We start from the raw sequence: 9,636 nt of genomic DNA, 5'->3' as shown, positions 1-9,636 counted from the left end.
CATTTTTCGAGGAAACCCGCGCATGACAGCAGCTGCTGCCGACAAGAAGAAGTTGCCCCTGCATTGGAAGATGGGCATCGGCTTTGCGATCGGCCTGATCCTGGGACTGATCGTGCACGCCCTGGGCGGCAGCGTCGATGGTCTGCAGGCCGGTGCCAAGTGGGTAATGGACTACATCACCACCCCGGCTTCGGGCCTGTTCCTCAACCTGATCTTCATGCTGATCGTGCCGCTGATCTTCTCGGCGCTGATCATGGGTGTGTCGGAGATGGGCGACATCCGCGCCCTTGGCCGCATCGGTTGGAAGACCCTGGCCTATACCGTGCTGCTGTCCGGCATTGCCGTGGGCATCGGGCTGGTGCTGGTGAACCTGCTCAAGCCGGGTGTGGGCGTCGACCCGCAGGTCGCTGCGATGATGCTGTCGGAGAACGCCGAGCGCAGCAAGGAGATTGTCGCGGGCATCCACGGCACGCCGAAGGGCATGGACATGCTGCTGTCGATCGTGCCGAGCAACGTGCTGCAGGCCGCGTCTGACAACGGCGCGATCCTGTCGCTGATGTTCTTCGCGCTGATGTTCGGCATCGGCATGGTGCTGACCGACAACGAGAAGGTCGCGCCGCTGCGCCGCGCCATCGAAGGCGTGTTCGAAATTTCGATGACCCTGATCAACCTGGTCATCCGCCTGGCCCCGTATGCGGTGGCCTGCTTCATGTTCAACCTGGCCGCGCTGTTCGGCTTCGAGCTGATCATCCGCCTCGGTGCCTACGTGGGCGTGGTGGTGCTGGCACTCGGCCTGCACATGGTGGTGAGCTACGGTACGGCCGTATGGCTGTCCGGTCGTTCGCCGCTGTCGTTCTTCCGCGATACCCAGGAAGCGACGGTGATGGCGTTCTCCACCGCCTCCAGCAACGCCACCCTGCCGACCGCGCTGCGCGTGGCCGACCAGATGGGCCTGCCGCAGCGCGTGTCGCGCTTCGTGCTGACCGTGGGCGCCACCGCCAACCAGAACGGCACCGCGCTGTTCGAGGGCGTGACGGTGATCTTCCTGGCCCAGTTCTTCGGCGTGGACCTGAGCATCGGCCAGCAGATCATGGTGATGGCGGTCTGCATCCTCGGTGGCATCGGCACGGCCGGCGTGCCGTCAGGCTCGCTGCCGGTGGTGGCGATGATCTGCGCGATGGTGGGCGTGAACCCGTTGGGCATCGGCCTGATCCTGGGCGTGAACCACTTCCTGGACATGTGCCGTACCGCGCTGAACGTGACCGGCGACCTGGCCCTGACCACCCTGGTGGCCAAGGGCGAATCGCACGATGGCCCGGCGCTGGGCCCGCAGCAGGACTGAGTCCGGATTCCCGTCCCCGGACTCCGGGGACGGGTAGTGCCGGCCGCTGGCCGGGTACGCGTCATCGCATGCGCGCTGCCGCTCCCACGTTTCGCGATGCGAATCGCGGGCCCCCCCTTACCGGCCTCCACACCCCGGCGCCTATGGCGCAGCCCCCGAACTCCGGGGGCGGGTAGTGCCGGCCGCTGGCCGGGTACGCGTCATCGCATGCGCGCTGCCGCTCCCACGTTTCGCGATGCGAATCGCGGGCCCCCCTTACCGACCTCCACACCCCGGCGCCTATGGCGCAGCCCCCGAACTCCGGGGGCGGGTAGTGCCGGCCGCTGGCCGGCAACTTCATGATCTTCATTGAATTCTGCGCAACTGCCGGCCAGTGGCCGGCACGACCGGGCAAGGTGAACCGACCCCCCGCCCGGCGACTATGGGACAATAGGCCGCCCGCACGTCCGCGGCCGCCTCCCGATTCCGACAGAACCATGACGCAGCCTACCCGTCGCCAGTTGGCCAACGCCATCCGCTTCCTTGCCGCCGATGCGGTTGAAACCGCAAAGTCCGGCCACCCCGGCATGCCCATGGGCATGGCCGACATCGCCGAAGTCCTCTGGAACGACTATCTCCGCCATAACCCGAGCAACCCGCACTGGTTCAACCGCGACCGTTTCGTGCTGTCCAACGGCCACGGTTCGATGCTGCAGTACGCGCTGCTGCACCTGAGCGGTTACGACCTGCCGATTGAGCAGCTGAAGCTGTTCCGCCAGCTGGGCAGCCACACCGCCGGCCACCCGGAACGCCACGAAACCCCGGGCGTGGAAACCACCACCGGCCCGCTGGGCCAGGGTTTCGCCAATGCCGTGGGCTTCGCCCTGGCCGAGAAGCTGCTGGCACAGCGCTTCAACCGCCCGGAGCTGGAAGTGGTCGACCACCGCACCTGGGTGTTCATGGGCGATGGCTGCCTGATGGAAGGCGTGTCGCATGAAGCGGCGTCGCTGGCCGGCACCTGGGGCCTGCACAAGCTGGTCTGCTTCTGGGACAACAACCACATCTCCATCGACGGCAACGTCGAGGGCTGGTTCACCGACAATACCCCGGAGCGTTTCGAGGCCTATGGCTGGAACGTCGTGCGCGATGTCGATGGCCACGACCCGGAAAGCATCAAGGCCGGCATCGAGGCCGCGCTGTCGCAGAGCGACAAGCCGACCCTGATCTGCTGCCGCACCACCATTGGTTTCGGTTCGCCGAACAAGGCGGGCAAGGAATCCAGCCACGGCGCTCCGCTGGGCAAGGACGAGCTGGAAGCCACCCGCAAGCAGCTGGGCTGGGAATACGGTCCGTTCGAGATCCCGCAGGCGATCTACGACGGCTGGCGCGCCAATGGCGCTGGCACCCTGCGCCAGGCCGAGTGGGAACAGCTGTTCGACAAGTACGCCAGCCAGTACCCGGCTGAAGCGTCCGAGCTGACCCGCCGTTCGCACGGCGAGCTGCCGGCCGACTTCGTTGCCAAGGCCGATGCCTACATCGCCCAGGTGGCCGCTGAAGGCCCGACGATCGCTTCGCGCAAGGCCTCGCAGCTGGCCATCGAAGCCTACGCCCCGCTGCTGCCGGAAATCGTCGGCGGCTCGGCCGACCTGGCGCACTCCAACCTGACCCTGTGGAAGGGCAGCAAGTCGGTTGCCAGCGACGACGCCAACGCCAACTACGTGTACTACGGCGTGCGCGAGTTCGGCATGACCGCCATTGCCAACGGCCTGGCCCTGCACGGCGGCTTCATTCCGTTCGACGCCACCTTCCTGGTGTTCAGCGATTACGCCCGCAACGGCGTGCGCATGAGCGCGCTGATCCCGGCCCACGCCATCCACGTCTACACCCACGACTCGATCGGCCTGGGCGAAGACGGCCCGACCCACCAGCCGGTGGAGCACCTGGCCTCGCTGCGCTACATCCCGAACAACGACGTGTGGCGTCCGTGCGATGCGGTCGAGTCGGCTGTGAGCTGGAAGGCTGCGATCACCCGTCAGGATGGCCCGAGCTGCCTGGTGTTCAGCCGCCAGAACCTGCCGCACCAGCCGCGCGACGCCGAGCAGATCGCCCAGATCGAGCGCGGTGGCTACGTGCTGGCCGATGCCGCCGGTACCCCGGACGTGATCCTGATCGCCACCGGTTCGGAAGTTTCGCTGGCGACCGAAGCCAAGGCCCAGCTGGATGCGGCCGGCCTCAAGACCCGCGTGGTCTCGATGCCGTCCACCGACGTGTTCCTGCGCCAGGATGCGGCCTACCGTGAATCGGTACTGCCGAACGCCGTGCGCAAGCGCGTTGCGGTGGAAGCCGGCGTTACCGGTTTCTGGCGCCAGTTCGTCGGCCTGGACGGTGCGGTGATCGGTATCGACACCTTCGGTGCCTCGGCCCCGGCCGACCAGCTGTACAAGCACTTCGGCATCACCACCGCCCACGTGGTGGAAGCGGCCAAGGCGCTGTAAGCAGCCTCGCGAAGCAGGAAGGGAAAGGCCGGCGCACGCCGGCCTTTTCTTTGCTCGAGAGAAAAGGGGACGGAGGGGATCAAGTCGTTTGTGCACAAACGACTTGATCCCCTCCGTCCCTTTTTTCGTCCGGCATGTTGCGCCCTGCGGCACCAGTGTCGCGTTGGCCTCTTCATCTAGCCTGCATTCCTTGCGAAAAGGAGGGCCTGCCGAGGTACCCCCGGAAGTAGTCATGGACAAGAAGAGCGGCGCAGAAACCCATGGTGGATTTGCGGGGTGTAAGGTGATGCCTTACACTGGCGCCGCATGATCGTCAGCTTCAGGCACAAGGGCCTGAAGGCGCTCTATGAGCGGGGCGACATGTCCGGAGTCCGTGCCGATCATGTGGCTCGGTTGCGGCGTTTGCTTCTGCAGCTGGATCAAGCCCGGCTGCCTGGAGACATGGGGCTGCCCGGAAATCGCCTGCACCCCCTGCGCGGGAGCTATAACGGCTACTGGGCTGTAAGTGTCTCGGCGAGTTGGCGATTGGTGTTCCGCTTTCGTGGGCTGGACGTCGAACTGGTCGATTACCTTGATTACCACTAGGAGTCTGCTCGATGTCGTTGCATGATCCACCGCATCCCGGAGAGTCGCTGCGCGAAGACATCCTGCCGGCGATCAGCATGTCGATCAGTGCGCTGGCGCAGCATCTTGGCTATTCCCGCGGACAGTTGTCGACCATCATCAACGGGCACGCCGGCATTTCCGCGGAACTCGCATTCCGCCTTGAGCTTGCGGGTCTGGGCAATGCCCGCATGTGGCTGGCGATGCAGGCAGCATACGACCTGTGGCAGGTCGAGCATCGAGCGCATCCACCCATTGCCCGCCTGTACCTTGAGGATGCAGTGAGGATAGGGCAGTAGATCCACGCCATGCATGGATAAGAAGGGAACGGAGGGGATTAAGTCGTTTGTGCACAAACGACTTGATCCCCTCCGTCCCTTTTTTTCAGGCGGTACGCGCCAGCGCCAGCCGCAGCAGTCGCGCGTCCAGGCGTTCGGCGAAATCCTTGGGTGCCTGCAGGCCCATGCGCTGCAGGTACACCGCATCGCCGTCGCCAGCCGGTTGCCGCAGCGCTGCCCAGACCGTGCGCAGCTTGTCGCCGCGGGTCTGCGTGTTGGCCTTCAGCCAGCCCAGCGCTTTCACCAGCACCTGCTCGATCTCGTTGAAGTCGCTGCCCAACGGATAGTCGGGCAGGCTGCCATCGACGCGGAACGGTGCCAGTGCCGCGGACAGTGCCTGCGGCGTGTTGCGCTGCTGGCGCTCCGGATCCGGTTGCGTGGCCGCCAGCAGCTTGCGCGAGGCGTGTGCCTGCTGCAGCAGGCCGCCCTGGAACGGGGCCTCGGTGATTGCGGTCATCGCATGCACGCAGTCCTCGTCGGTCAGGCCGCGCAGGTCGGCGATGCCGTATTCGTTGAGGTAGATGTCGCGCAGGTGGCGTGGGATGGTGGTGTGCCCGTAGTTCCAGCGCACGTTGGATTCGCGCTGGCCCTTGTCATCGCGCGCGGCGCGGAACATCAGCACGCTGCGCGCTTCCGGCAGCGCATGTGCCATCGCCACGAAGTTGTACTGGCCACCCACGCCGGACACCACACGTCCATCATCCAGCGCATCCGACACCGCCGCGCCCAGCGCGGTGGCCATCATGCAGGAGTTGAAGAAGCGCGCGTGGCGGCGCTGCAGGCGTTCCAGTGTCTCGTTGCCACCGTACAGCTGGTTGATCTCGCTGATGCGGCGCATGCCGATCGCACGGCATTCGTCTTCCGGCAGCGTGCGCAACCACTCGTAGAACTCCGGCGAGCCCAGGTAGAAGGCGCCATGCAGGTACTCGCCTTCGGCAGCCAGGGTGGCGTGGTCGATGGACAGCGTGCTGCCGTTCTCGATGCGTTGCATCAGCGCCAGGTCATCGTGCACCTTGCGCTTGATCACGCCGGTCTGCACCAGCCGGCGGAAGCCCTCGTTGAGCATTTCGCTGCAGCCATACAGGCCGACCTCGAACGGATCCAGTCCGCCGATTTCCTGCACCAGCGGGTGGCTGACCAGCTGCGGATCCAGCGCATGCAGCACGCGCCGGTAGCGCGCGTTGTCGGTGTGGCGCAGCACCAGCGCATGGCTGAGCGCGTCGGCCAGCGTGCCGATGCCGATCTGCAGGGTGCCGCCGTCGCGCACCAGCGTGCTGGCATACAGGCCGATCGCGTAGTCGGCATCGCCGACCGGCTGCCGCGGCAGCCCGAACAACGCCGGGTACGGTGGTGGCGGGGTGATCACCAGATCGAAGAACGACACATCGACCGTGGCCGAGCCACCCAGGTAGGGTAGCTGCGGATCGATCTCGGCGATCAGCAGCGGGCGAGGCAGCCCGCGAGCGGTCATCGCATCCAGCGTGTCCTGGGTGATGTCGTTGTTGCACGACAGCGAGAGCCGGCGGTCGTTCGGCCGCATCGCCACCTTCTGCACGATCACCTGCGGCGCGCGCTGCGCCACCGCATCGGCGGCGTGGGTGTAGTTCAGGCTGGTATAGCTGGACTGCGCCTGCCGCGAGCCGAGCAGGGCGCCGGACTGCATGTAGAACTCTTCCACCTGCACATGTGCCGGCAACGCGTCGCGCGCGATCGCATCGGCATAGGCCAGGCGCGGGAAATCGTCGCCGAAATGGCGCTGCGCAAACGGCGCCATGAAGCGCGCTTCCAGGCCGTTGCCGCGCGCCTTCGGCGGGTTCAGCGACAGCGCGGTATACAGCTGCAGTGGCCGCGACGGATCGTGCTCGACGCGTGCGTAAAGGGCATTGAGCAGCCGATGCGGCTTGCCCAGTGCCAGCGGTGCCCCGATCCGCAGCGGCCCGTCCACGCGCGCAAACAACCAGTCGACGGCGGCGTCCAGGTCGGTGAGGTGTTCGGTCATGCGCGGCGGTCCTGCGTGTGGGGGAGTGCGGGCATTACAGCATGTCGGGCTTGAACCGCCGTCGACGCGAGACTTCGGCGCCAGACACCATGAACTGCCCATCGCCCCGGTAATGCATCGTGCGCGGTAGTTTCGGCCGGGGCGCAACATGGGCGCGCACGATTTCCCAGATGAACAGGTTGTTCGACGCCACCTGGCTGTCGTCGTACAAGCGGCATTCGAAGCACGAATGGCATTGGCCGACCAGCGGCGCGCCGACCTCGCGCGCGGGCAGCGCATCAAGCTCGAAACGGGCGAACTTGTCGACCTCGCGGCCGCTGCAGTTGCCGATGTCCACCACGGTATCGAGCAGTTCCACCCCCGGCACGTTGATCACGCACTCGCCGCTGCCGCGCGCCAGTGCATGGCTGTGGTTCTCGTGCCACAGGTAGGTGGCGACCAGCGAGGGCGAGAAGCCCATCACCATGTGCCAGCCCATCGTCATCAGGTTGCGCTGGCCGCGCCACGCCGTGCTGACCAGCACGATCGGGCCGGGTTCGAGGAAGCGGCGGGCCTGCTCGACCGGGAAATCCTTCTTGGGCAGCGCTTTCATCCGGGGCCAGGGGCGGGAGGAACCGATGCTGGCGCAGCCGGGATGAACCTGGAGTCGAGGGGCTTGACATGAGGTTCGATTACGCGCGTAATCAAATCGTCGATTACGGATGTAAACCATGACCCCGATCAGCGAAGCCGAAGCCGTTGTGATGGAGGTGCTGTGGCAGCAGGCACCGCGTAGCGCCGATGACGTGGTGGCCGCGCTGGCCCATCGTGACTGGGCCGAGCCGACCATCAAGACCCTGCTCAACCGCCTGCTGACCAAGGGGGCGATCGCCGCCGAGCGCGATGGACGGCGCTACCTGTACCGGCCGCTGCTGCAGCGACAGGCGTGGGTGGAGGCGCAGAGCCAGGACTTCATCGGCCGTGTCTTCGAAGGGCGTGTGGCGCCGCTGGTCGCGCACTTCAGCGAACGCGGCCAGTTGAGTGCGCAGGACATCGCCGAACTGAAGAAACTGATCCAGGAGCTGGACCATGACTGAGCTGCTCGACGGACTGTGGCAGGCCAGCCTGTGGCTGGCAGTGGGCGTGGTCCTGCTGGCGGTGCTGCGACCGCTGCTCGTGCGGTTGGGGGGCGCTGGGCTGGCCTACCGCAGCTGGTGGCTGCTGCCGCTGCTGCTGCTGGCCCTGCTGCTGCCGCTGCCACAGGTGGCACTTCTGGAGCATGTGCCGACGCTGCCGCTGAAAGTGGTACCCGGCGCCGTCGAAGGCATGGCAGGGCAGTCGTTGCCGTGGGCCGGGCTGTTGCTGCTGGCATGGATGCTGGGGGCGGTCCTTTGTCTGCTACGCGATCTACGTGCGCAGCGGCGCTTTGAACGTGGCATGGGCCAACTGTGTGCACGCGCCGATGGCAGCTGGCAGGCCAGCGCCGACCCGGGCCTGCCCGCGCTGGTCGGCCTGTGGCGTCCGCGCATCGTGGTAGGCCCGGACTTCGACCAGCAGTTCACCGCACAGGAGCAGGGCCTGATCCTGCAGCACGAGCGCAGCCACCGTCGCAATGGCGATCACTGGGCCAATGGGGCGCTGCTGATGGCACGCGCGGTGTTCTGGTTCCATCCGCTTCTGCCATGGGCTGCACGCCGCTTCCTGCGGGACCAGGAACTGGCCTGTGATGCCCGCACCATTGCCCCGCAGCCTGCGCTGCGCGGTCTCTACGCCAGCACGCTGCTGAAGGCGCAGCTGGTCCATCCGGTTGCGCCAGCGGTCTGCCATTGGCGCAGCCAACCCGTGTTGAAGGAGCGTATCGCCATGTTGAAGCAGTCCAAGCGGAAGGCATTGCCGTGGGTGTCGGGGCAAGTTCTGGTGGTCGGGTTGTGTCTGGGAATGGGAGCGGTGGCGTGGGCCAGCCAGGGCGGTGCAGCCGCAGACGGCCAGACAGGGGCCGCCATGGATCGGGAGATAGAGGTCGACAAGATGCCGCCACCGTCCTATCCGAAGTCCGCCATCGAACAGCGCCAGGTGGGCGTGGTGAACCTGCGCGTGGACGTGGATGCCAACGGCCATCCGACTGACGTCCAGGTGCTCAGTGCAAGCAATCCGGGTGTGTTCGATGCGGTGTCGATCGCCGCTGCGCGGAGCTGGACCTATCGTCCGGCGATAAAGAACGGAAAGCCCGTTGCAGGGGCTGTGAAGATTCCGATCACCTATGCCATGGACAACACCGAGGACTCCCAGTGAAGTCCGCGCCGCTGTTGATGATGGCGGCGCTGTTGGCAGGGTGCGCGACCCAGGATCGCCTGACCACCGTTGATACCCGCAGCGAGAATGTCGGCCATCAGCGCCTGCAGCCGCAGACCGGTGGCGGCAGTGGGCAGCTGCAGGCCTATTCGCTGGGCGCGAGCGAGGGCTACCGGATGCCGCAGTTGTACGCGGCGCCGGATCCGGAGGTCGGTGATCGTGACCCGCGTGCGGAGCTGGCACCGACCACCATCTGCCTGCAGGTGGTGGTTGATGCACAGGGCAGTGTCGAACGCAGCGTGCCGCTGAACGATCGCCCGGAGTGCGCGGCAGGTGCTGCAGGCGAGAATGCGCCCCTGCTGCAGGCGGCGCAGGAAGCCGTGGCGATGTGGAAGTACTCGTCCGCAGCGGTCTGCCACTTCGCGGCTGGCAAGGTGCCTGCCGACCGTGGCGACTGTCGCGGCGCCGAGCGCATCGAGCCGGTGGCGGTCACCCTGCAGTATGCCTTCACCTTCGAGATCGTGAAGGGACAGCACGTGGTGCGTACGCAGGGAAAATGACCGCTTGCGATGACCGGGGCAGCGCCGGGCCATGCCCGGCGAGCGCAGC

9 protein-coding genes are annotated in these 9,636 nt (G+C 66.3%); 7 read left to right on the top strand and 2 right to left on the bottom strand.

Annotated features, from left to right (window positions below):
* The first annotated feature begins 22 nt into the window (after window positions 1-22).
* The 4 genes from ACZK45_RS17420 to ACZK45_RS17405 all read left to right on the top strand — a co-directional run bounded on the left by ACZK45_RS17420 (window position 23) and on the right by ACZK45_RS17405 (window position 4,718).
* On the top strand, window positions 23-1,342 hold the full coding sequence (locus ACZK45_RS17420; RefSeq protein ID WP_032127858.1) for a dicarboxylate/amino acid:cation symporter: 1,320 nt from the start codon (window positions 23-25) through the stop codon (window positions 1,340-1,342).
* Window positions 1,343-1,818: 476 nt separating this feature from the next.
* Window positions 1,819-3,816, top strand: coding sequence for a transketolase (tkt, locus tag ACZK45_RS17415; protein ID WP_049461813.1), 1,998 nt, complete (start codon window positions 1,819-1,821; stop codon window positions 3,814-3,816).
* A 306-nt stretch (window positions 3,817-4,122) separates the two neighbouring features.
* A complete protein-coding gene (locus ACZK45_RS17410; protein ID WP_478444999.1) occupies window positions 4,123-4,401 on the top strand; it encodes a type II toxin-antitoxin system RelE/ParE family toxin in 279 nt (92 codons plus the stop codon).
* 11 nt (window positions 4,402-4,412) lie between these two features.
* Window positions 4,413-4,718, top strand: a complete 306-nt coding sequence (locus ACZK45_RS17405) for a HigA family addiction module antitoxin (protein WP_478444998.1) — start codon at window positions 4,413-4,415, stop codon at window positions 4,716-4,718.
* Between the two features lie 85 nt (window positions 4,719-4,803).
* Here ACZK45_RS17405 and ACZK45_RS17400 read toward each other — a convergent pair whose 3' ends face one another.
* Window positions 4,804-6,756, bottom strand: coding sequence for an acetyl-CoA hydrolase/transferase C-terminal domain-containing protein (locus tag ACZK45_RS17400; protein ID WP_478444997.1), 1,953 nt, complete (start codon window positions 6,754-6,756; stop codon window positions 4,804-4,806).
* 34 nt (window positions 6,757-6,790) lie between these two features.
* Window positions 6,791-7,348, bottom strand: coding sequence for a flavin reductase family protein (locus ACZK45_RS17395; RefSeq protein ID WP_478444996.1), 558 nt, complete (start codon window positions 7,346-7,348; stop codon window positions 6,791-6,793).
* A gap of 118 nt (window positions 7,349-7,466) precedes the next feature.
* Here ACZK45_RS17395 and ACZK45_RS17390 point away from each other — a divergent pair, with 118 nt between their 5' ends.
* The 3 genes from ACZK45_RS17390 to ACZK45_RS17380 are packed head-to-tail and all read left to right on the top strand — an operon-like array spanning window position 7,467 to window position 9,587.
* On the top strand, window positions 7,467-7,832 hold the full coding sequence (locus tag ACZK45_RS17390; RefSeq protein ID WP_010484077.1) for a BlaI/MecI/CopY family transcriptional regulator: 366 nt from the start codon (window positions 7,467-7,469) through the stop codon (window positions 7,830-7,832).
* The gene (locus tag ACZK45_RS17385; RefSeq protein ID WP_197616819.1) at window positions 7,825-9,027 is read left to right on the top strand and encodes a TonB family protein; all 1,203 of its coding nucleotides are present in this window, start codon (window positions 7,825-7,827) and stop codon (window positions 9,025-9,027) included. The genes ACZK45_RS17390 and ACZK45_RS17385 overlap by 8 nt, the downstream gene beginning before the upstream one ends.
* Window positions 9,024-9,587 carry a hypothetical protein gene (locus ACZK45_RS17380; protein WP_197616821.1) on the top strand — a complete coding sequence of 188 codons (564 nt, stop codon included), beginning with the start codon at window positions 9,024-9,026 and terminating at the stop codon, window positions 9,585-9,587. The genes ACZK45_RS17385 and ACZK45_RS17380 overlap by 4 nt, the downstream gene beginning before the upstream one ends.
* Window positions 9,588-9,636 lie beyond the last annotated feature (49 nt).

It is taken from the genome of Stenotrophomonas sp. 63632_Sma, assembly GCF_056482875.1.
The sequence above is the reverse complement of the archived record's forward strand: the minus strand, read 5'-3'. Positions and strand labels throughout refer to the sequence as shown.